At 51.2% G+C, this 23,779-nt stretch carries 9 protein-coding genes; all 9 read right to left on the bottom strand.

What is annotated here, in order from left to right:
- Window positions 1-121 precede the first annotated feature (121 nt).
- On the bottom strand, window positions 122-1,516 hold the full coding sequence (locus F3J40_RS16620; protein ID WP_167016353.1) for an efflux transporter outer membrane subunit: 1,395 nt from the start codon (window positions 1,514-1,516) through the stop codon (window positions 122-124).
- Between the two features lie 3 nt (window positions 1,517-1,519).
- Window positions 1,520-4,621 carry a multidrug efflux RND transporter permease subunit gene (locus tag F3J40_RS16615; protein WP_167016351.1) on the bottom strand — a complete coding sequence of 1,034 codons (3,102 nt, stop codon included), beginning with the start codon at window positions 4,619-4,621 and terminating at the stop codon, window positions 1,520-1,522.
- On the bottom strand, window positions 4,618-7,836 hold the full coding sequence (locus F3J40_RS16610) for an efflux RND transporter permease subunit (protein ID WP_167016349.1): 3,219 nt from the start codon (window positions 7,834-7,836) through the stop codon (window positions 4,618-4,620). Before F3J40_RS16610 ends, F3J40_RS16615 begins: the two co-directional genes overlap by 4 nt.
- Complete coding sequence (locus F3J40_RS16605) at window positions 7,833-9,083, bottom strand: MdtA/MuxA family multidrug efflux RND transporter periplasmic adaptor subunit (protein WP_167016347.1); 1,251 nt, start codon at window positions 9,081-9,083, stop codon at window positions 7,833-7,835. The genes F3J40_RS16610 and F3J40_RS16605 overlap by 4 nt, the downstream gene beginning before the upstream one ends.
- Window positions 9,084-9,226: 143 nt before the next feature.
- On the bottom strand, window positions 9,227-10,630 hold the full coding sequence (locus F3J40_RS16600) for an efflux transporter outer membrane subunit (protein ID WP_167016345.1): 1,404 nt from the start codon (window positions 10,628-10,630) through the stop codon (window positions 9,227-9,229).
- The gene (locus F3J40_RS16595) at window positions 10,620-13,757 is read right to left on the bottom strand and encodes an efflux RND transporter permease subunit (protein WP_167016343.1); all 3,138 of its coding nucleotides are present in this window, start codon (window positions 13,755-13,757) and stop codon (window positions 10,620-10,622) included. The genes F3J40_RS16600 and F3J40_RS16595 overlap by 11 nt, the downstream gene beginning before the upstream one ends.
- Before the next feature lie 9 nt (window positions 13,758-13,766).
- On the bottom strand, window positions 13,767-14,903 hold the full coding sequence (locus F3J40_RS16590) for an efflux RND transporter periplasmic adaptor subunit (RefSeq protein WP_167016341.1): 1,137 nt from the start codon (window positions 14,901-14,903) through the stop codon (window positions 13,767-13,769).
- A 189-nt stretch (window positions 14,904-15,092) separates the two neighbouring features.
- On the bottom strand, window positions 15,093-15,281 hold the full coding sequence (locus tag F3J40_RS16585) for a YlcI/YnfO family protein (protein WP_017349263.1): 189 nt from the start codon (window positions 15,279-15,281) through the stop codon (window positions 15,093-15,095).
- A gap of 527 nt (window positions 15,282-15,808) precedes the next feature.
- The gene (locus tag F3J40_RS16580; protein ID WP_167016339.1) at window positions 15,809-23,602 is read right to left on the bottom strand and encodes a putative adhesin; all 7,794 of its coding nucleotides are present in this window, start codon (window positions 23,600-23,602) and stop codon (window positions 15,809-15,811) included.
- Window positions 23,603-23,779: the final 177 nt, after the last annotated feature.

Raw genomic sequence — 23,779 nt, 5'->3', positions numbered from 1 at the left:
TGATATGTGCCGAGCGAGATTGCACTCATTTTAAGACCGTGAGAATCGGTTAGGCCCGATTCACCCTGCCTCTTGCTAAAACCACCGCCCTGTAGCTGAACAGAGCGGTGGTGGGCGTGGCTTATTGCGAGGCCTGCCAGCCGCCGCCGAGGGCGGCAATCAGCTCGACGCTGGCCACCCATTGCGTGCTTTGCAGTGACAGCAAGCTCTGCTGCTGTGACAAGCTGGTATTTTCGGTTGAGGCGACATCCAGATAATCAATCATACCGGCTTCATACTGGTTGCGGGTAACGCGCGCGGACTCCTGCGCACCCTGTGCTGCCAGCTGTTGCGATACCATCTCGCTCTGTAGCGTATTCAGCTCCACCAGGTAATCTTCCACTTCCTGAAGGGCCGTCAGCACCGTCTGGCGATAGGTCGCCACGCTGGCATCATAAGCCGCACGCGCCTGCTCTACTTTGGCGGAGGTCGCGCCGAAATCAAGCAGCGTACCGCTCAGCTCCGGTCCCAAAGACCAGACACGATTAGGCAGTGAGAACAGGCTATGCAAGGCGCTGGAGCTAAACCCACCGCTGGCGCTGAGCGTCAGATCCGGGTAGTAACCGGCAATCGCGACCCCCACTGCGGCGTTATAGGACGCCACATTACGTTCAGCGTAGGCAATATCCGGGCGGCGCTGTAACAGCTGCGACGGTAACGTTTGTGGGATCGCAGGCAGCGTCGCCGTGAGTTTCGCCACCGGCAAGGTAAAGTCCGCGGGCGCGCGTCCAAGGAGCAGCGCAATCGCATGTTCGGTTTGCGCACGCTGCCACTGGTAATCCTGCGCGGAAGCGCGAGCGCTCTCAAGCTGGGTTTGCGCCTGCGCCAGCGTCGCACGAGATTCACTCCCGGCGTTGTATTTATTCTGAATCACCGTCAGATAGCGCTGATAGGCATTCACGCTTTGCTGATACAGCGCGATCTTCTCATCCATAATACGCAGCTGGAAATAGTCCTGCGCCAGCGAAGATTGCGCACTGAGCGTGATGTTCGCTAACTCGGCGGCACTCGCCTGAGCGCTGGCTTTGTTCTCTTCGACGGTGCGGCGCAATTTGCCCCACAAATCCACTTCCCAACTGGCGCTTAACTCAGCTTGATTACTGTTACTGACCGTGCGCGTGCCGTTACTGTGGCTTCCGCTGCGCGTGCCGGTGCCGTCGTAGCTCACCGAAGGCAGTAAAGCCGCACGTGACTGGGAAACCAGCGCCTGCGCCTGACGGTACTGGGCGGCGTAAGTCGCGACGTTCTGGTTGTTAATACTGACCTGACGCATCAGGCCATCTAACGTGGCGTCGTGATACACCGACCACCATTCGCCTTTGCTGACGTCATCCTGCGGTTTAGCCTGCTGCCAGCCGCTGGCCTCTTTATAGTGCAGCGGCATCGCCATATCCGGGCGCTTGTAGTCCGGCCCCACGGTACAGCCCGTCAAGACCAGCATCAGCGCCACGGGGGTAAAACGGAAAAGAGATTTCATCGATCAGGATCCTGTAGGGCGCAACCGGTGCCACTGGCGTTTCGTGGCGCGACTCAGGCGATCAAGCCAGAGATACACCACCGGTGTGGTAAAGAGTGTAAGAAGCTGGCTCAGTGCAAGGCCACCGGCAATCGCAATACCCAACGGGCTGCGCAGGTCGGCATCACCGCCGCTGCCCAGGGCCAGCGGGAGAGCACCAAAGAAAGCCGCCAGCGTGGTCATCATGATCGGGCGGAAGCGCATCAAACAGGCCTGAGTGATCGCCTGCTGTGGCGTCATCCCCTCGGTACGTTCTGCGTGCAAGGCGAAGTCGATCATCATGATCGCATTCTTTTTCACAATCCCGATCAGCAAGATAATCCCGATCAGCGCAATAATGGTCAGCTGGGTATTCGTCAGCAGCAGCAGCAACAATGCGCCAACCCCTGCCGAAGGCAGCGTTGAAAGGATGGTCAGCGGGTGGATATAGCTCTCATACAACATCCCCAGCACGATATAGACCGCGCACAACGCAGCCACAATCAACCATGGCATCGTCGCCGTTAACTGAGTAAACGCCTGCGCCGTCCCGGCAAAGCCCGCCTGAATCGTGGAAGGCAAGCCAATCTGCGCCATCGCCTGTTTGATCAGCGCCTGCGCCTGCTCCAGCGAAACGCCATCATTGAGGTTAAACGCGATGGTCGTGGTCGCTGATTGCCCCTGGTGCGCAACAGAAAGCGGTGCATTCCCGCCGCTAAAGGTGGCGAAAGCCGAAAGCGGCACGCGATCGCCACTGTCGTTAATCACATAGAGCTGTTTGAGCATCTCCGGATCGCGGGTGTAGTTATCTTGCAGGCCCATCACCACATGGTACTGATTCAGCGTGTGATACAACGTCGCCACCTGACGCTGGCTAAAGGCGTTATTGAGCAGAGTATCGATCATGTTGACGTTGATGCCGAAGCGCTTCGCCCGATCGCGATCAATATTGATCACCACTTCCTGACCGCCGGTTTGTGAGTCTGAATCCACGCTGTTGAGCTGGGGTATCGCACTCAGCGCCGCCTGCACCTTCGGTGACCACTGGCGTAGCAGATTAAGATCGTCCGCTTGCAGGCTGTACTGGTAGGTGGCATTGGCGCTGCGCCCCCCCACATGCAGGTCCTGGGCCGCCATCAGGAACATCTGCGCCCCGGCAATATGGCTGGTTTTCATACTCAGCCGGTTCGCCACTTCCGTTGCGGTGGCATCGCGCTTATCAAAGTCTTTCAGGCGGACAAAGAAGTTCGCGCTGTTACGTGAGCCAAACATGCCGCTGCCCATCGAAGACATGACGGTCTCTACCGCCGGATCGGATTCGATGATTTTAGTGAACTGCAACATCTTGGGTTTCATCGCCTGGAAAGAGATGTTTTGATCGGCACGCAGTGCGCCCATCAGCAGCCCGGTATCCTGATTCGGGAAGAAGCCTTTTTGCACCACCGAATAGAGGAACAGGTTCAGCACGATAGTCAAAAACAGACTAAACAGGGTGATTTTCTGGTGACGCATCACCCAATCCAGCCCGCTAGAGTAAGCCGCCAGCAGGCTATTAAGCTGGTTTTCAATCCACTGATACAAAGGATGTGGCCGCTGCGTCACCTTCGGTTTGCGCTTGAGCAGACGTGAACAGAGCATCGGCGTCAGGCTGAGTGAAACAAACATTGAGATCAGCAATGAGACAGTCAGTGTGACGGCAAATTCACGGAACATGCGCCCAACCAGGCTGCCCATCAGTAAAATCGGAATAAATACCGCCACCAGTGAAACCGTCATGGACAGCACGGTAAAACTCACTTCTCGCGCCCCACGTACCGCAGCACGCACCGGGCTTAGCCCCCTTTCAATATGGCGCGTGATGTTTTCCAGCACCACAATCGCATCGTCCACCACAAAGCCGGTGGAAACGATCAACGCCATCAACGAGAGGTTATCAAGACTGTAGCCCAGCAGATACATCACCGCGCAGGTGCCAATCAGGGAGACCGGCAGCGCCAACGCCGGGATCACCACCGCCTGAAGATTACGCAGGAAGATAAAGACCACCGCAATCACCAACAGCGTGGCAACCAGCAAGGTCTCTTCCGTGTCATACAGCGAAGCACGTACCGTGGGCGAGCGGTCAACCACGATCTTCAACTGCGTATCCGCAGGCAGGTCTTTTTCCAGCGCCGGAAGTTGCGCTTTAATTTCATCGATGGTTTCCAGCATATTCGCGCCCGCCTGACGCTTAATGCCAATCATCACCGAAGGGGTGGCGTTGAGAAAACCTGCCTGGTACTTATCTTCCACCGAGTCATAGACCGTTGCGATATCATGCAAACGTACCGCTTTACCGTTGCTGTAGCTGACAATCAGATCCTGATACTGAGCGGCTTTATCTAACTGACCGTTGCTGTCAACCACCCAGGACTGGTTATTGCCCTGCAACATCCCTTTCGGTAAATCGGTGGTGCTGTTGGCAATCGCTGTGCGCACGGTATCCAGCGAAATGCCGTATTGGGTGAGCTTCATCGGTTGCAGATCGATGCGGACGGCTGGCAGGGCACTGCCCATCAGCGACACTTCCCCCACCCCTTTCACCTGCCCCATCGCCTGTTCGATTTTGCTTTCAGCCAGATCGTACAACTGACCCGGCGTGCGCGAAGAGGAGGTCAGCGCCAGCATCACAATCGGTGCGTCGGAAGGGTTCGCTTTGCGGTAGGTGGGTAACGACTCCATGCTGCTTGGCAACAAGCTGCGGGCGGCGTTGATTGCCGCCTGCACGTCACGCGCCGCACCGTTGATGTCACGATCGAGGTCGAACTGCAAAATCACAGACGTTGACCCCTGCGAACTGCTGGAGGTCATTTCACTGACGCCCGCAATCTGGCCCAGCGCCCGCTCCAGCGGCGTAGCCACCGTGGCGGCCATGGTTTCAGGGCTGGCACCGGCAAGGCTGGCGCTGACCATAATGGTGGGGTAATCCACCTGTGGCAGCGGCGCAACCGGCAGTAAGCGATAGCCCAGCACGCCCAGCAGCAGAATCGCCATCGACAACAACAGCGTGGTCACCGGGCGGAAAATAAACATACGCGTCAGATTCATTCTGCGCCTCGGGCCTGCTGCTGACGGCGTTTCACCCATGCGTTACCGCGCTGGGCAATCCCATCAAACCACAGGTAGATAACCGGCGTGGAGAACAGCGTCAGCACCTGACTGAACACCAACCCACCGACAATCACCAACCCCAGTGGTTGACGCAGCTCAGCACCCGACCCCGATGCCAGCATCAGCGGGAGCGCGCCCAACAGCGCCGCCATGGTGGTCATCAGAATGGGGCGGAAGCGCAACAGGCAGGCCTGATGGATCGCCTCGCGTGGGCTGAGATGCTGCTTATTCTCCGCTTCCAGCGCAAAGTCGATCATCATAATGGCGTTTTTCTTCACGATACCGATCAGCAAAATCACCCCGATTAGCGCAATCAGGCTGAATTCGGTGCCGGACAGCAGCAGCGTCAGAAGCGCGCCTACCGCCGCCGAAGGGAGCGTAGAGAGGATCGTGACCGGATGAATAAAGCTTTCATACAGGATACCGAGCACCACATACATGGTGATCAACGCCGCCAGAATCAGCCACAGCGTGTTGCCGGTGGCGCTCTGGAATGCAGAGGTTTCACCCTGATAACGCAGCGTGATGCTGGAAGGCAGCTGCAACTGCTGAGTGACTTCCGCGATCGCCTTCTGTCCGTCTTCCAGCGAATAACCGTTGTTGAGGTTAAACGACAACATCACCGCCGGGAACTGGTTGAGACGCATATGCATCAGCGAGCCGGTACGTTCATGAATTGTCGCAATCGACGTCAGCTTCACCATGCCCGTGGTGGTGGTATCGCTGGTGCTGTCAGAACTGGTGCTGCTTGTGGTACTGGTGCTGGTCGTAGAACTGGTGCTGCTCGTGGTAGAACTGGTGCTGCTGCTATCACTGCTGCTGGTGGTGCTCTGCAAATAGATATCATCGAAGGAAGCGGGAGACTGCTGGTATTGCGGCTTCACTTCTAATACCACGCGATACTGGTTCGCCTGGGTAAAGATGGTCGAAACCAGACGCTGACCAAAGGCGTTATACAGCGCCGTATCCACATCCGAAGCGGTAATACCGTAGCGTGCGGCTTTATCGCGGTTCAGTTCCACGTAAGCCACGCGCCCCTGATCCTGCAAATTACTCACGACGCCGTTAAATTCCGGGCGTTTTTTCAATGCTTCAACCAGCTTTGGCGTCCAGTTAACCAGATTTTCGCTGTCGGCATCATCCAGCGTGAACTGGTACTGGCTGGGAGAGACCTGATCGTTCACCGTCAGATCCTGCGCGGGCTGCATATAGAGCTGAATGCCGGCCACCTGCTCTGCCGCCTGCTGGAGCTGTTTGATCACCACATCGGCTTTATCATCGCGCTGGTCAAACGGTTTGAGGTTGATCTGCAAGCGGCCACTGTTCAGGCTGGTGTTGGTGCCATCAATACCGATAGTAGAAGAGAGGTTTTCCACCGAAGGGTTTTGCAAGATAACCTTGGCCAGCGCCTGCTGCCGTTTCGCCATCTCACTGAACGAAACATCCTGCGAAGCCACGGTCACCCCCTGAATCAGCCCGGTATCCTGCGTCGGGAAGAACCCTTTAGGGATCGCCAGATAGAGGATGGCGGTCAGCGCAAAGGTTGCCAGCGCCACCAGCAGCGTCAGTTTCTGGTGGTTCAGCACCACCGTGAGCAGCCGGTCATAGACATGGACGATTTTGTCGAACACCGCTTCTCCCTTACGGGCAAAGCGCGACTGTTTCTCCGGTGGCACATGGCGCAGAAGATAGGCACACAACATCGGCGTCAGGGTCAACGAAACCAACATCGAGACAAAAATCGATACCGCCAGAGTAATGGCAAACTCACGGAACAGTCGGCCAACCACATCCCCCATAAACAGCAGAGGGATCAGTACCGCAATCAGCGAGAACGTCAGTGAGATGATGGTAAAGCCGATCTGCTGGGAGCCTTTCAGCGCCGCCTGCATCGGCGTTTCGCCCTCTTCCAGTCGGCGAGTGATGTTCTCGACCACCACAATCGCATCATCGATGACAAAACCGGTGGCGATAGTCAGCGCCATTAAAGAGAGGTTATTGATGCTAAAGCCGGACAGGTACATCACCCCAAAGGTGCCGACCAGCGACAACGGCACTGCAACACTGGGGATCAGTGTCGCAGCGACATTGCGCAGGAACAGGAACGTCACCATCACCACCAGCGCAATCGACAGCATCAATTCAAACTGCACATCGCTGATGGAGGCGCGAATGGTCTGGGTGCGGTCAGACAGCACCGTCATTTTTACGCCGTCTGGCAAGGCCGCCTGCAGCGTCGACAGCCTGGCCTTGATGTCATCCACCACCTGAATCACGTTAGCACCCGGCTGGCGCTGCACGCTGATAATAATGGCCGGACTGTTGTTTGCCCAGGCAGACTGGAAGCTGTTTTCCGGCCCCTGTTCAATATGCGCAATGTCTTTCAGACGCAGCGCTGCACCATTTTTGTAGGTCAGAATCAGGTTGCCATACTCTTCTGCGGTGCGCAGCTGGTCATTGGCATCGATAGTTACCGAGTGGTATTTGCCATCAAAGCCCCCTTTCGAACCGTTGACGTTGCTGTTGGTAATTAAGGTATCGACGTCTGCCAGCGTCAGCCCGTGGGCCGCCAGCGCTTTCGGATCCATTTGCACACGAATTGCGGGTTGATGTCCGCCCGCCAGCGTAACCATCCCCACGCCGGAGATCTGTGACAGCTTCAGCGCCACACGGGTGTTAACCAGATCCTGTACCTGCGTCAGCGGCAAGTTATCGGAACTGGCCGCCAGCGTGATCACCGCAGTATCGGCCGGATTGACCTTTTTGTAGGTGGGCGGATTGGGCAAATCGCTGGGCAGCAGGTTGTTCGCGGCATTGATTGCCGCCTGCACTTCCTGTTCAGCAACGTCCAGAGACAGATCGAGGCTGAACTTCAATGTAATGATAGAAGACCCCCCCGAGCTGGTGGAGGTCATTTGGCTTAAGCCTGCCATCTGTCCCAACTGACGTTCCAGCGGGGAGGTAACGGAAGACGCCATCACATCCGGGCTCGCGCCGGGATAGAGCGTGGTGACCTGAATGGTTGGATAATCTACCTGCGGCAGCGCCGAGGTAGAGAGAAACTGGTAAGCAAATATCCCCGAGATCAGCACGCCGATCATCAGCAGGATAGTGGCGACCGGGCGCAGGATAAACAGGCGTGACGGGTTCATTTGGCCTCGGTGGTTGCAGCGGTTTTGCTCTCATCGACCAGCGACACTTTACTGCCGTTAGTCAGGCGATCGATCCCCTCGGTCACCAGACGGTCACCCGGAGAAACGCCCTGCAGAATCGCTTGCTTGTCTTCACCAAATGCAGGACCTGTGGTCACGGCTTTACGCGTAACGGTATTATCTTTGTTGATAACAAACACAAAACTCCCGTCACTGCTGAGCTGCAACGCCTGGGCCGGAATCACTGTGGCCCCCTTCAGGATTGTGGTTTGCAGGCGCAAATTCACAAACTGGTTGGCAAACAGCGCATCATCCTGATTAGCGAAGATCGCTTTCAGTTCCACCGTGCCGGTGCTGGTATCAATTTGGTTGCTGAGGAACTTCACCTCGCCCTGTGCTAAGGCGGTGGTGTTGTCTTCATCAAAGGCGGTAGCAGCCATGCTCTGGTCATTGTGCAACGCTTTTACCAGCGTCGGAATATTGCTTTGTGGCACGCTGAACGTCACAGCCGCTGGCTGCATTTGGGTGATCGTCACGAGGCCCGTGGTGCTGGAAGATTGCACCATGTTGCCAGGATCGACCAGACGCAGACCCACGCGGCCACTGACCGGGGCGGTAATGCGTGAATATTCAATGCTCAGCTTCGCACTGGCGATTTGCGCTTCATCCGCCGCAACCGTACCGCGATACTGACCCACGGTCGCCACCTGCGTATCCAGGTCCTGTTTCGCCAGTGAGTCCTGCGCATACAGCTTGCGGTAGCGCGCCAGCGTCAGTTCGGCACTTTTTAACAGCGCCTGATTCTGGCTCAGATCACCCTGATACTGTTGCAGCGTGGCCTCATAACTGCGCGGGTCAATTTGCGCCAGCAGTTGCCCCGCCTGGACTTTTTGTCCTTCAGTAAAGAACACTTTCATCAGTTGACCATCAACCCGGCTGGTTACGGTGACGCTGGCATTGGGCACCACGGTGCCAAGGGCATTCAGGTACACCGGCACATCCGCCGTGGTGGCCACGCCACTGTGAACCAGTGTCGCACCGCCCATCATCATCGCCATGCCCGGAGGGCCGCCAGCACCACCGCGATGTCCACCACCCGGACGTCCCCCCGGTGGCATTCCGCCGCCCGGCATTCCGCCATGCGGCAACAAACGCCACACCACGCCCGCCGCAATCAGCAGAACAATCAATAACAGCAGCCATTTCAGCCAGCGGGAACGAGATTTGTGGGGGGAGTTAATAGTCATCGAACTCTTCAGGTTACTGGATAAATGGAAAATCCCCTGTAATGACAGGGGATTATTTCAGTAGCAGATCATTACTGCTGGTATTATCGGCTGAAGTGCCATGGATTTTCCATGGAGAAACCGTAAGGGTAACGTTAAAAAAATCAGGACTTCCAGCCGCCTCCCAACGCCTCATACAGCGTGATTTTCTGGTTCAACTGCCCCAGATGCGCGGTAATCTGCGACTGTTGGGCAGTATAAAGAGAGCGTTGGGCTACTAACACATTGAGATAATTGTCTACGCCTTGCTTATAACGCAATTCAGAATAGTCGTAATCGCGCTGATTTGCTGCTACCTCTTTTTGTAGTGCCTCAACCTGATCCTGCCAGGTGTCCTGACCGGCCAGCGCATCATTCACCTCTTTGAAGGCGGTTTGAATCGTCTTCTCGTAGTCAGCGATTTCAATGCGTTTCTCAATATGCGCAATATCAAGATTAGCCGAATTGACCCCGCCATCAAAAATAGGCAGGGAGAGCGTCGGCACAAATGACCAGGCTCCGGTGCCGCCGTCTAGCAGATGGCCCAGTGAGCTACTGGTGGAGCCACCGGAAGCGGTCAGGCTGATATTCGGGAAGAATGCAGCCCGCGCCGCGCCGATATTGGCATTAGCCGCTTTCAAGGTATGTTCGGCCGCCATAATATCTGGACGGCGCGTCAGCAGATCCGAAGGTAATCCCGCTGGCGTTGCCGGGAACTGCCAGTTCTGATTCAACGTGGCATGTGCAAGCAGCGTGGCAGGCAGTTCAGTGCCCACCAGCAGGCGCAACGCATCCACATCCTGACGCACCTGGCGGGTGTAGCTCGCCACATCCGCCTGAGCCGCGCGTACCGTGCTTTCTGCTTCCGCCAGATCCTGATCGCTGCTGACGCCTCCGTCGTAGCTGAGTTTCGTCAGACGATAGCTCTCCTGCTGGCTGGTAACGGTGTTTTCCGCCAGGTGCAGCAGGTCGTTATCGGAACTGAGCGTCAGCCAGTCCGAGGCCACTTCCGCAATCAGCGAAATGCGGGTAGCACGCTCGGTTTCCGCCGTGGAGAGGTAGGTTTCCTGCGCCTCATCCTTCAGGCTGCGCAGGCGTCCCCAGAAGTCCAGTTCCCACGAGGTGACGCCCAGACCGGTGCTCAGCTCATGGTAGGTTTCTGGCGTGCTGCCGGTGTTATACAGCCCGGCAGGCTCATGTGCTGAAGTCTGGCTGGCGGTGGCATTGATGGTGGGCATCAGGGCGGCACGGTCAATCTGCACGCTGCCCTGCGCTTTTTGCACATTCAATGCCGCGACGCGCAGGTCACGGTTATTGTTCAACGCCAGCGTAATCAGACTGCGCATTTGTGGGTCGTTGAAGAAACTCTGCCACGGCAAATCGGCGACGTTGCCCACCGCAGTGGGCTGATCGTAGTGAACCGCCACCGGCATGGCCGGACGCTGGTATTTGGGCTCCATGGTACATCCGGTCAACGCGATGGCGGTGGCCAGGGGTAACACGCCCCAGGAAAAAGCCTTAGTTATCATTGTGTACCACCTCGGTCGCTGCGGATTTTTTCTTGCGCGAGAAGAACTGCGAAACCACCACATAGAACATCGGCACAAAGAAGATGGCGAGGAAGGTCGCCGTGATCATGCCACCGGCTACCGCAGTACCAATGGAGTGCTGGCTACCCGCACCCGCTCCGTTGGAGATAGTGAGCGGAAACACGCCAAGGATAAAGGCCATGGATGTCATGATGATAGGACGAATACGCAGACGAGCAGCTTCTACGGCAGCGTCCACCAGACTCTTGCCTTCGCGCTCGTGCAGCTCTTTGGCGAACTCCACAATCAGAATGGCGTTCTTCGCCGCCAGCCCCACCGTGGTCAAGAGCCCCACCTGGAAGAAGACGTCATTTTGTAACCCGCGCAGCAGTACCGCACTGATAGTCCCCAGTACGCCCAGTGGAACGACCAGAATCACCGAGAACGGAATCGACCAGCTCTCATACAACGCGGCCAGACACAGGAACACCACCAGAATCGAGATCATATACAGCTGAGTCGTCTGGTTACCTGAAGCCTGTTCCTCATAAGAGATGCCATACCACTGCACCCGGAAACCGTGCGGCAGTTGCTTCGCCAGTTCATCAACCGCCTTCATCGCCTCACCGGTACTCAGACCCGGTGCCGGAGAACCGAGGATCTCTTCCGCCGTCAAACCATTGAAGCGTTCAAAGTGCGGAGAACCATAGACCCACTTGCCGGAAGCAAAGGCGGAGAATGGCACCATGGTGCCGCTGGTGTTGCGGAAGTACCACTTGTTAAGATCGTCTGGCGTCACGCGGGAGTCCGCTTTCCCCATCAGATACACTTCTTTCACACGCCCGTTGTACATGAACTGATCGATGTAGCTCGAACCCCATGCTACTGAAAGGGTGTCATTGATATCGCTCATGCTCAGACCCAGAGCGCTGGCTTTCTCGTCGTTGATCTCCAGTTGATACTGCGGCTCATCTTCCAGGCCATTCATACGGACCTGCGTCAGACGCGGATCTTTATTGGCGAGGTCAATCAGCTGGTGTGTCGCATCCATCATCTGCTGATGGGTGTGTCCACCGGTATCCTGAAGATAGAGGTCAAAGCCGGTGGCGTTACCCAGCTCCATTACCGCTGGCGGCACCAGGGCAAAGATCTTCGCGTTTTTGTAGTTGGCGAAGTGGGCCATAACGCGGTTAGCCAGATCCTGCACGCTTTGTCCGCTGTGGGTACGTTCGCCCCAGTCTTTCAGGCGCACAAAGGCCATCGCATTGTTCTGCCCACGACCGGCAAAGTTAAAGCCCGATACGCCAAAGTTGGTGGTAACAATCGAGGCTTCGTTTTTGTGCAGATAATCATTCAGGTCGTTGATCACCTGTTCAGTACGCTGGGAAGAGGCGTTTACCGGCAGCGTCATCTGCACCATCATCAGCCCCTGATCCTCAGCGGGCAGGAAGGTGGTGGGCACGCGCGTAAACAGATAACCGGTTACGCCGACAATCACCAGATACACCACCAGGAACAGGCCGCGACGTGAAATCACTTTGCTGACGCCATTGGTGTAGTGCAGTGCGCCACTGTCGAACTTGCGGTTAAACCAGCCGGCAAATCCGGTGGTTTTATGCTCCGCCGCGCTGGCTTTCAGCAGCGTTGCACAGAGTGCTGGCGTAAAGATCAACGCCATGATCACAGACAGCGCCATCGCCGAAACGATGGTGATAGAGAACTGACGATAGATAACCCCGGTCGATCCGGAGAAGAAGGCCATCGGCAATAAGACCGCCGACAGGACCAGCGCGATACCGAACAGCGCGCCCTGAATCTGCTCCATGGATTTAATGGTGGCGGTTTTCGGATCGAGGTGTTCGTCGTGCATCACGCGCTCGACGTTCTCTACCACCACGATGGCGTCATCCACCAACAGTCCTATCGCTAGCACCATCCCGAACATCGTCAGGGTGTTAATGCTGTAACCAAAGGCAGAAAGAATACCGAAGGTCCCTAACAGCACCACGGGCACCACCAGGGTGGTGATCATGGTGGCACGCAGGTTCTGCAAGAACACCAGCATGACGATAAACACCAGCACAATCGCTTCAATCAGGGTTTTCACCACTTCTTCAATCGATGCGCTAACCACCGGAGAGGTGTCATACGGATACTGCACTTCAACGTTATCGGGCAGGGAATCTTTCAACGCCGCGACAGTGGCGCGTACCGCTTTCGCAGTATCTAACTGGTTAGCCCCTGTTGCCAGGCGCAGCGCAATACCGGCGGCAGGTTTGCCATCCATGGTGGCATCAATGCCGTAGCTTTGCGGACCCAGTGCGACGCTTGCCACATCTTTCAGGCGGATCTGCGAGCCATCGGTGTTGACCTTCAGCAGCACATTCTCAAACTGCTTCACGGTAGTGAAGCGCGTTTTACCCAGAATGGTGGCCTGGGTTTTCGCCCCTTGAATGGTCGGCAACCCGCCGAGTGAACCGGATGAAACCTGCACGTTCTGATTATCAATCGCGGTGGACACATCACTTGGCATCAGGTTGTATTTATACAGCTTGGCCGGATCGAGCCAGATGCGCATGGCATATTCCGATCCCAACACCATAAAGTCACCGACACCCGGCGTACGCGAGATCGGGTCTTCCAGTTTCGACACCAGCATGTCGGCTAAATCGCCGTTGGTCAGCTTGCCATCTTTCGAGATCAGGCCGATAACCATCATGAAGTTCTTCTGGTATTTACGGATGCGGATACCCTGCTGGGTCACATCGGTCGGCAGTTGAGATTCCGCCAGTGACACGCGGTCCTGTACCTGAACCTGAGCAATGTCCGGGTTCACGCCCTGGTTAAAGGTCGCGATGATCTGAGCACTACCATCACTGGCACTGCTGGATTCCAGATAACGCAAGCCATCCAGGCCATTCAGCTGCTGTTCAATCACCTGCACCACGGTATTTTGCGTGGTTTCAGCACTCGCACCTGGGTAGGTGACCGAGATGGAGACCGCCGGCGGGGAGATATTGGGATACTGGTTGACCGGCAGGCTTATCGCCGCAATCGCACCGACCAGCATCACAATAATGGCGATCACCCAGGCAAAAATCGGGCGTTCAATAAAAAACTTAGACATGACGCCTCCTTATTGTGCCGCTGAATCGGTCATGGAGAGGCTGACAGCATTGGCATCAGGCGTATCGTTGGTATTCGCAGCGGTGGTGGTGACTTTGGTACCGGCATGAACGCTTTGCAGATTGTTCACCACCACTTTTTCGCCCTCTTGCAGACCGCCAGTCACCAGCCACTCGGCTTTCACCATTTCACCGGTGGAGATGCTGCGCTGCTCGATAGTGTTGTCGCTTTTCACCACATAGACATACGGCTGCCCTTTGGTGTCATGCATGATGGCTTCTTGCGGCAGCAAAATGCCCTGCTGCTGAATGCCCTGCGGGAAGCTAGCATGGACGTACATGCCCGGCAGCAATTCACTATGCGGGTTCGGGAACACGGCACGCAGCACCACGGTGCCGGTGGTGGTATCCACATTCACTTCGGAGAAGGCCAGCTTCCCTTCCGCGCCATACTTACTGTTATCTTCCAGCGTCAGGCCAACGGCTGCGGTGTTATCACCCACCTTCTCAATTTTACCGCTGGCTAATGCACGGCGCAGACGCAGGAGATCGGTAGACGATTCGCTGACATCAACGTAAATCGGATCAAGCTGAGTAATGGTGGCGAGGTAATCGGTTTGTCCGTCAGTAACCAACGCACCGGCGGTGTATAACGAGCGGCTGATATGACCGGAGATCGGCGCTTTCACCAGCGTGTAATCAAGATTCACTTTCGCGGTTTCCACATCCGCCTGCGCTTCACGCGCTGCGGCTACGGCATCATCGTAAGTTTGTTGGCTGATGGCATGGGCGGCGGCCAGTGGCTGGTAACGCTTCACCACGGTGGCGTCATTTTGCCAGGTCGCTAGCGCTTTATCATAGGCCGCTTTGTAAGTGGCAGGATCGATCTGATACAGCGGCTGCCCCTCTTTCACTTCTCCCCCTTCGGTAAAGAGGATTTTCTGGATGACACCGCTGACCTGCGGACGGACCTGAGCGGTTCGAACGGCTGTGGTACGGCCAGGCAACTGGGTTAACAGCGTTACGGGTTCAGCTTTCAGTGTGACAACACCGACCTGCGGCGTGGCAGACGCGGCAGGTGCGGCTCCACCCTGGTCACACGCAGCCAGTAAAAACACCACGCTGGCAGAAAGTAATTTCAGGCGCATAGTTTTTCTCAACAAGATGGGGAGACAGTAATGAGAGTGATTACTCTCATCAAAAATTGCATTGTAGGGAGGCCGATCATTTACAGCTGTTAAGGTTGCGTAAAATATATTTTCGAAACGAAACCGGTAATCTTTTCGTGCGCTATTCGCCAAAATTCTTTAGCCATTTGCGCCATTTAGCGGGAATTTTCAGCCTTTTGGCTCGATACCACGACGGCGCAGTTCACGTCTGGCAAGGTCTTTCAGCCAGCAGGAGAGCGTAATGTTCTCGTCATTGGTCACATCACGCAGTTGGTCATGTAGCTCAGGATGAATGCGGATCTGGAAAGCAGCCGACTTGCCGTCACCTCGCGGCGTTCTGTCTTTGGTTTTTGGCATGATGTCGTCACGTTATTCAGGATTAGACTGGAGCGCCCCTTGCAGCGCTACCAACACAGTAAGGGGCTGGCGACCGATACGGAATGCAACATAGCGGAGCGTTAGCCGTAAGCTAACTGATTGGCTTTTTTTTTGTTGGCGGGAATTCGTTAAGAGGTGGTTAAGAGGTGTATACAGGTTACGAATTTATTTCACTGAAGGCAGATAGCAGGCAAAAAAAACCCACGCATCCGCGTGGGTCAGTGCATCAGAACATGGAGATATCCCATCGGGAAGAATACGGATATCGGTTCTTTACACCCATCAATACCTCTGGGATGGGTATAGTCGCACTGATAGCGGGGAGAAAAATAGCGCGAAAACGCTACGGAGTTCGGTGAAATGCAACGAGGTATGAATATCTCCATACCTCGTTAACAGGCGCAATTATCCCGATTTGCCCCGACGACAATGAAGCCCTGTCATCGAGGCATCTCCGTAATACGCGACAAGCCTGCACCTGGCCAGGTTTGTCACAATCGTCAAAATTAACGTAAAACCTGGAAGAGAAAACCAATGACATTCTCCCTCCCCAGACGAGCAAATGGGTTATCCGGATTTTCGATTTCCAAGGGGGTAGGCTTGCCTTCTAAAAAGGCCTTTAACGATTCGCCAGTGGTGTCGTTTTTTATCGCCTCGAAGAAAGCGAGTATCTGTGTTAGGTCATGAACATCCAGGTAATCATCATCACCAAAAAAGAGTTTTTCCAGCGGCCTCAGCTGTGCCAGCGCATTATCATCATTATTGCGTAACACAGACATCAGGGATGTCACTTTTGTAATAATAAAACTCACTCTTTCAGAAACTTCATCTTTTGTTAGTATCAGAGTCGTCTCCTCAGTGGATGCCTGGCTTACAGGTTCAGTGTCTGGTCTTTGCCCGTTAGTTGTGGTACCAGGCGAGTCAAAATCCCCCCGGAGGTACAAAATACTCAGAGCAACGGCTGACGCAAATAATGTTAATTCAGCAGCGAAGCCAAGCACTTTTAAGGTGGTTTTAGGGTGATCCTGTGCGGCTTGCAAAATTGCACTACCTCCTGTGCCGATCGGAGAGAGTGTATCCTTCAAGTCCCCCTGTCTGAACAGGCGCCCACCGGTTCTATTATCATTTCGCCTAATCGATCTGATCCCGTTTTGTTCTGTATATCGCCTGGAAGGCCTTGCTCGTACATATCGATTGGACGCTCCTGCACGCATATTTTTGTTCGCGAACAGCGAGGCTAACCAGCCGCCACGACAAGCATTAACATCCACCACGGCCTCGCCAGTGCTTGAAACAGAAGCAAGGTCCTCAACCAGCGTTGATAATTTAAGGGGTTTATTTTTATCAATTGTGACTAACCCACCAGGACGTGGCGTTGCCGTTACTAACGCAGGATTCTGCGTACCTGCTTGTTTCTCCAGATTCCACATATCCATTGCCCTGTAAGGGTTATCATCCTCGAAATGGGATAATTTAACGTCTTTATAATGGCCTGCCTTAGAAGTGCCGGTGAATTTGATTCTCTCTTCCAGTATGGCAGTTCGCCAGTTCTCAATTTCGCCATTGTTAATAATGGGAACTTCTGTTACAGGTTGATCGAATTGATTGTATTTTACCCGAGCTGAAGGTAACATTTTTCTGCTTTCTAACCCATTATCCTCAAGCAGCTTTCCATGCTCACCATAGAAATTAATAGTGGTTTTCTTTGGACAGGCAACCGTATTTGTACCAATAGTATTCCCATGACCTGAGACCATGAAACGGCCCGGCCTGGCATCCTTACCTTCAGGAAGGTAAATTTTGTAGTCATCATACTGCCGATAATCATATCCCTTGTTGTTCACTGTTACTCGATGCTTAGTGAAAGGCCTTCTTCCTTCATCAGCCCCCCTCACCCCGGGCAACGGGACAGAATTCGCAACACGTTCCAGCTGGTTATTCACGTCAGCACGAAATTGCTCCATTCTTGTTGCCCCATTATTGGGTTGAGCGCCAGAATTGACATGGGTCCCGCCAACAGATGAGCGGCTACCTGAAATTGAGATCCCCTCTGAAGCCGAGCTTGGGGTTTCCGTTCCCTGGAGTGAGGCATTTTGGCTTGTCGAGTTCCCTGATTGATAGCCTGAAGAGCCTGTTTGGTCAGGCGTGATGGGGTGCTGAGCATCCACACCGGCCATAAGCTCATGATGTCGGCTTGTAGTAATAGTATCTTCAATGAAACTCTCGTCGAGAACTTGTCGGGAGTAATCCGCCATGACATTGATATCTGACACCCCCGTTACAAGATATTCTCTTGCACGCGGTGCACGTTTTAATTTATCAACAAACTCCCTGGTTTTTTTTACCACAGCTAACAATTCCTGACGATGGCTATTGGCAATTTTTGCCAATTGTCTAATATCAAGTGAAGCAAAAATAACGAAAAGGATCGAACCTACTAAAATCTCACTCAGAGCCGAGTTGTAATCTTTGCCACGGTCAGAATTATTCATCTGCACCACACTTAATCCGATATCTGCCGCCTCGGATAATACACCAACGAATAGTGCTACTGCTGTTGTTACGTTGCCACTACCAACGGCAGCTGTAGTACCTGCGAGGATAGACATAAAACGGAGAATAGCCTTCCCGTAATTTATCGCCCATCTCGTCCTGTATTCACCCGAGGTAAACGTTTCGTAATCCAGTTCGATTTTTAACCTATCTACATGGCTGTCAAATAGTTTATCTAATAAGGTTTGTTGAGATGAAACCTTAGTACTATCGTTATAAATTAGCGTCCATTTTTTCCACGCCTGGTATTCAGGACTGATATTATCAGCATCTTTTTTGCTGAGACTTTTACGTATAGCATCTGCAATGTTATAATTTATATGGTTGTTTCTCATAATGTAGTACTTTCCAGTATCAACGGAAGCAAGGATAGTAAGCTCCCCTTTTGATATCGCCACCATACCAGGAATGTTACACTTTACAGAAAAGACTGGAGCAGGAGATGTAGGAAGCAAAGAACCAGGAAGTTCTACACTGACACTGCTTATATTAACTTGCCTCGAATAATAAAGAGACACTAATTCAATCACATCATTATCTTTCTCATATGATAATAAATTTATAAATGCTGCATTTAGAGATTTCTGATAAACTTTGGTTACAGCAGATTTCAGTTCTAATGATCCTTTTAACTCCTCTACTTTATCTTGTATGTTTTTCTCAACGCGATCGATTATTCTCTTCAATAAATACAGGGTCAAACCAGGTACACCATCTACATCATAAACATTTGAAAAAGAGTTTAGGTTAAAGTCTTCATCACGATAGAGGTTATTGGAAAGAATATTCCTTAACGTATATTCCTTTGTATAAATCTTCGACCTGGGAGGGATGAAATTTGCGGCACCGAAAGTATTCATTGTTGTCCTCACGAAACTAACAGGGTACTTTTCATTCAGATCATTTGTTGTAAAATTCAGCCCCTCACTGGCCGCAGATCTTAGTAAAATTCTGTCAAGGTGCACGTCGGCACTAAGTTCCTTATCCGGAGTTGTGCTTCCTTCTCTTGCATTTACAATTTGGAAATCAGCGCTTTCTACCTGACTATTTTCATTGATAACAAAGACATTCATCTTAACGTCACTCGGTCCAGCCACTACTCTCGCACGAGTTGATGCAACGTGATCAATATACGACACCGAAATTCTATTGCTCTCATCCTGAAGCAACATATCTTCTTCTATCTGGGATAAAATATCGCCTTTCCACTCCCCCTCTCCCTTAGAATAAGGTCCTGGATAATATACTTTTTCGGAAATAACATCACCGCTACTATTTTTAAGTATCAGCTTAAATCCTTTCCCGGCAGGAAATGCCCCTGTCAAAACACTATTTGGAAGCCGTAACACCCCCACAATTCGATTTGCAGCCTGAAAATCCCTTGGCCATCCATTATTAGTGTCTATCAAAAGCTTGAAATAGTCACTTCCTTTTACCATCTGGTCGTAAACATATTGATACTCAGCTAGATATATGCCAGTATACTTTTTCATATCACGACTTAACTTACTCCTGAGAAACCATACATTTCTTTCACCAGGAGACATCGTTGCCAATCTGGCTACCAATGATCTCGCTTCGCTCATAGTTTTAAGAGTTGTTTTCTCTAAATCAGGATCCTGATCAACAATCTGGAAGTCGGCATGTTTCACCAGACTATTTTCATCAACAACAAATACATTCGGCATAACGTTACTGCCACCTGAAATTACTACAGGATGGCTAGAATGATAACCATCAATATGAGATACAGAAATACGATTGTATTTATCCTGAAGCAACATATCTTCTTCTATTTGGGATGCAATATCAGCCTTCCATTCCCCCGCTTTTTCAAAGCTAGCCCGAGGATAATATACCCTCTCAAAAGTCACGTCGCCTCTGCTATTTTTAAGTACCAGTTTAAATCCCTTATTGGTGGGAAAATCTCCCGTTAACACGGAGTCCGGCAGGCGTAACACGCCCACGATACGATTTTCACTTTGGAAATTACGTGGCCATTGAGGATGAAAACTTTGCACCCATGCAAAATAATCACCCCCCGTCACCATTCTATCGTAAATATAATGATTTTCCGCTAGGTAGATACCTAGATCTTCTTTATAACTTGCAGTTAGGCTGCTATTCGCAATCCATTCATTCCTGTCTGAAGGGGACATAGCGGCCAGCTCAGCAACTAATGAATTTCTTATTGCACCGCCGGGAATGTAGGTTGCTGTTAAAGGCAACGCATTGCACACAACTCGCCTATTATGGTTTGGATTTGTATATTGGCTATACAAACGGCCTTGCGCAATTCCATAATACGTCTGCTGCTCTCCTTCCATCTCATCTGCCACTGGCGTCGCCATAATGGCATCACTCAGTCCTAACGCATGCGTTAGCGCATTCTCCTGCTCGACTTCCAGTCCCAGCAGTTCACACAACATATCCAGCACGCGCAGCAGCAGGCTTCTCCCATTTACATCTATACTCTTGAGAAAAGCCGTAAATTCTGAATATCCGGAGTACAATCCGGCAATAAATTCTTGTGGGCTACTCAGAAAATAGAGCGTGGTGGGGTCTTTCCCTCCCTGCTCCTGATAAGATTTTAATGCTCGCTCGCGAAGTGCATCGAGTTGCTTTACTTTTTCCCCCAACTCACTATCAGGATAGGCTATTCCTGATGCCACCTGATGCACAGATAAAGCATGGGCAATTTCATGCAAGACTTCTTCGTCTGTTGCACCCATACTTAGCTGTATCTCTCGTGTTGACATTATATATTGGCTGAAAATATTGCCTTCAGATTGTGTCATCTTAATAGCAGCAATCAATCTGTTATTGAGCAGACTATGGGCTAATTGCGCTTGCTCTGAATTTTCTCCCTGAGATATGCGATAGAGCTCATCGCGTACATTGAGCGTTTTGACTTTTGCTACCGGATTTTCTGTCTCACTATTTTCATCATTTTCACGAGATCGACTTATAATTTTATTAAAAAAGTCTCGGAGCTGCTCTTGCTGAGCCATATTTTTTTGTCTCACTGCATTTACACTGTTATCTATCACTTTGTTTATCGCCACAAAAGGCAGCTCGGAAACCAACTGCTTAGCCACATTTTTTGCAGCATCCCTGGCATGACCTTTATAAAAGTCCTCCCAAAGAAATGCACCACCGATAGCATGAGAAGCAAAGGGTAATGTGCTTACACCAATCTTAATTGCCAGCTGTTCAAATGCATTTTTTCTGTACTTACTGGCTTCCAGCTCACTGCTGCCTTCACCCAAACGAACGGCTTTCCCCCCTTTATCAATAACAAAGGTCACAACAGCATGGGTAACGAGGCACTTAATCGCAATACGTAGCGGTAAAGAGGCGAGTGATGGCATTACACTGAAAGAACCCAATGATGCATAGAGGCTTTTTCTAATGAGCCGCCTGACGGACCAACTTTTAAACATCTCATCCGTGCTTTTCTGAGCCATCAAAATTCCTGCCATGGTAGTGGGATAGTTAACTTTACCCTCAGCGGCATTTTTCATTTCTATTTTAAGACGATCCATCAATAGTTCACCACCACCCGCTTTTTGTTTGGCAATAAATGGCAGATAGTTTCTGATATATTTTAGAAATGCAGCATCATACTCTTCTTCTGCTTTAGCCCTGCTACTTCCAGGATATTTAGCTAACCAGCTTTTTTTTCTTTCCTGATGTGATTCAGCAATCCCTTTCGCTAACATACCAGTACGCGAGAAGCTCGCGGGTTCCCAACCGGTTAAATCCGTTATTTCTATATTAAGATAACTCCTTGCAGCCTGCAGCTTTCGTATCCATACTTTTATTTCATCAGAAAATGAATCTCTGGCATCCGGATAATCACAAAGTTTATCCGGTATAGTCTTCATCCTTGATTCACATTTGACAATATAATCAATAAACTTACTTAGCTCGATAAAGTAAGCATTAATAGCTTGTTGAGATTTACCGCTATGAGTAACTGCCATTAAAATATCAGAGATTTCCAGCAACAATGACGTCTTCTGTCGCCCTTTAGATAAATCCATTTTACTGTTAACCATGTCAGCTAATTTTCTTTTTTCCTCAACAACAATCTGTTGCCAAAAAATCTTATTATCTTTCAGTTCTTTTATTAGCATTCTACTATTCGAGGAAGAACTCTGTTTTTCCAGTAGCCATGTAACCGCATCAAGGCGTTGAAGGGCAAAGCGTAATCTGCTGGATACCTGATTTATCTGCGCCAGACTGATCAGCGTGTGCTGGAGTTTATCCTTGACTATCACACCAGTGTGCAAAATTGCAGCTATCTCTTGGGTAGAAAATGACTTCGTCTTTCGGGTAATTATGCCAGTCAACTTACGTTCGATCTTAAGGTGAGCGGATTCTAAAAACCGTGGAACAAGAGGGAGGCTATCTTTGAATGAGACGGCCGTTTTTTTGGCAGGAGAAATGAATTCCCTCCCCGCTTTATGCAATTTTTCAATAAATCCCTGAGATGCTTTATCGTTTAAAGCGTCCTTAGAAGGCTGAACTTCTTTCACTTCATTCATTAACTGTATGAGAATAATATTTAATTTTTTACAGGTTAACAAAATCATCTGAGAGAAAGCGTAACTCTTTTCTTCACGAGGGCTTACTTCATTTGACGATAAAACTTTCTGTGCAGCGTTTTCTGTAAGACTTACACTTTGTAGCAGAAGTTCAAGGGAATGGTATATCCCACCCGACTGACTCAGTGCAGTTCCTGGTTTATATCCACTCATCTCGCTAACGTCCGCGACGCTTTCCGGATCTGAGAGATCAATGGTATTACTCTCCCCATTCTGCGGTGCTATTCCCCACAAACTTTCCCGGTATTTCTTTTCATTCCATAGCTGAGCATTAACAAGGCTATTTACCTTCATTATTTCAACGGGGTCTTCTTGCAATTTGACACGCCGTTCACCAATGCTAAATGCCTCGCCGGGTTGTTCCTGCCCAGTGATATTCGCCGTGGCATAAAAAAATGCTTCGCGTTTTCTGTTTTCAAACTCTTTCCAGGAGAGCCATGACTCCGGTTTCATTTGCGCAAGACTGTCGATCATTGCAAAAGTTTCAGAAAGAGCGTTGATTAAGCGTGAAGCCAGTAAGTTCAGCGTGCCATTTACTTTATCAATTTTTGTCTGCACATTTTGTTGAGTTTGATGTGTGTAGAACATAGCTGCCTGGGGTGTTCTGTTATCTTTGTAGCTTTCCTGTTTGAATTTAATAAACGACTCAATAAATGAATTAAAATAATTCATACCTTTATAGCTGTTCACCGCCCCAATTTTTTTTCTTATGCTATCGGGCAATGTACTGTTATCTTGAGTACTGACAACACCCTCCCGAACATTATGATGGGTATGGCTATCGGGAAGCTCACCTTCGGGGAGATCATGATCCGGGAAATCGGTATAGCTAAAATCACTTTTTAATGAATCAACTTCAAATAAAGAGTGAGTGCTAACAGATTCCTGCATTCTTTTTTGCAGTACTCTGAGATCAGGGATAGTAATGTTGTTTTTTTGATGGCCAAGTAGAGAGTATTCGATCAGTTCAGGCAACTGAGTTTCAATCTCAGAAATTACATGTCGACTCAAATCAGGATCGAAAAACGAACTCTCTTTATGTTTTTTATCTTCCTGATGCGATGAGGATGTGATACCCAAGTCACTATCCGTTTTATTTTCATCTACCCTGGAAAATTCAGAATTATTAATCGACATTTTCACTCCTAATTAAAATTGAGAAGAGATAATGACTTCAAGTAAAGTTAATTTAATCAGTCCGTTTGATCAAAAAAATAAATTCAAGACCAAATGGGTCATTTTATTAGTTGGATTAATATAAGATTCAAAGAGATAGCATAAAAATAAATTTCCACGGGAAAAGCCCCCACATCA

Origin of the sequence: Candidatus Pantoea multigeneris, assembly GCF_011752615.1 — a bacterium.
In the GTDB taxonomy this organism is placed as follows: domain Bacteria; phylum Pseudomonadota; class Gammaproteobacteria; order Enterobacterales; family Enterobacteriaceae; genus Pantoea; species Pantoea multigeneris.
This window is presented reverse-complemented; position numbering and strand designations above follow the sequence as displayed.

Excerpts from the sequence above, each read along its gene's own strand:
- F3J40_RS16620 (WP_167016353.1), bottom strand. The coding sequence starts at position 1,516 with ATGAAATCTCTTTTCCGTTTTACCCCCGTGGCGCTGATGCTGGTCTTG.
- F3J40_RS16615 (WP_167016351.1), bottom strand. The coding sequence starts at position 4,621 with ATGAATCTGACGCGTATGTTTATTTTCCGCCCGGTGACCACGCTGTTG.
- F3J40_RS16610 (WP_167016349.1), bottom strand. The coding sequence starts at position 7,836 with ATGAACCCGTCACGCCTGTTTATCCTGCGCCCGGTCGCCACTATCCTG.
- F3J40_RS16605 (WP_167016347.1), bottom strand. The coding sequence starts at position 9,083 with ATGACTATTAACTCCCCCCACAAATCTCGTTCCCGCTGGCTGAAATGG.
- F3J40_RS16600 (WP_167016345.1), bottom strand. The coding sequence starts at position 10,630 with ATGATAACTAAGGCTTTTTCCTGGGGCGTGTTACCCCTGGCCACCGCC.
- F3J40_RS16595 (WP_167016343.1), bottom strand. The coding sequence starts at position 13,757 with ATGTCTAAGTTTTTTATTGAACGCCCGATTTTTGCCTGGGTGATCGCC.
- F3J40_RS16590 (WP_167016341.1), bottom strand. The coding sequence starts at position 14,903 with ATGCGCCTGAAATTACTTTCTGCCAGCGTGGTGTTTTTACTGGCTGCG.
- F3J40_RS16585 (WP_017349263.1), bottom strand. The coding sequence starts at position 15,281 with ATGCCAAAAACCAAAGACAGAACGCCGCGAGGTGACGGCAAGTCGGCT.
- F3J40_RS16580 (WP_167016339.1), bottom strand. The coding sequence starts at position 23,602 with ATGTCGATTAATAATTCTGAATTTTCCAGGGTAGATGAAAATAAAACG.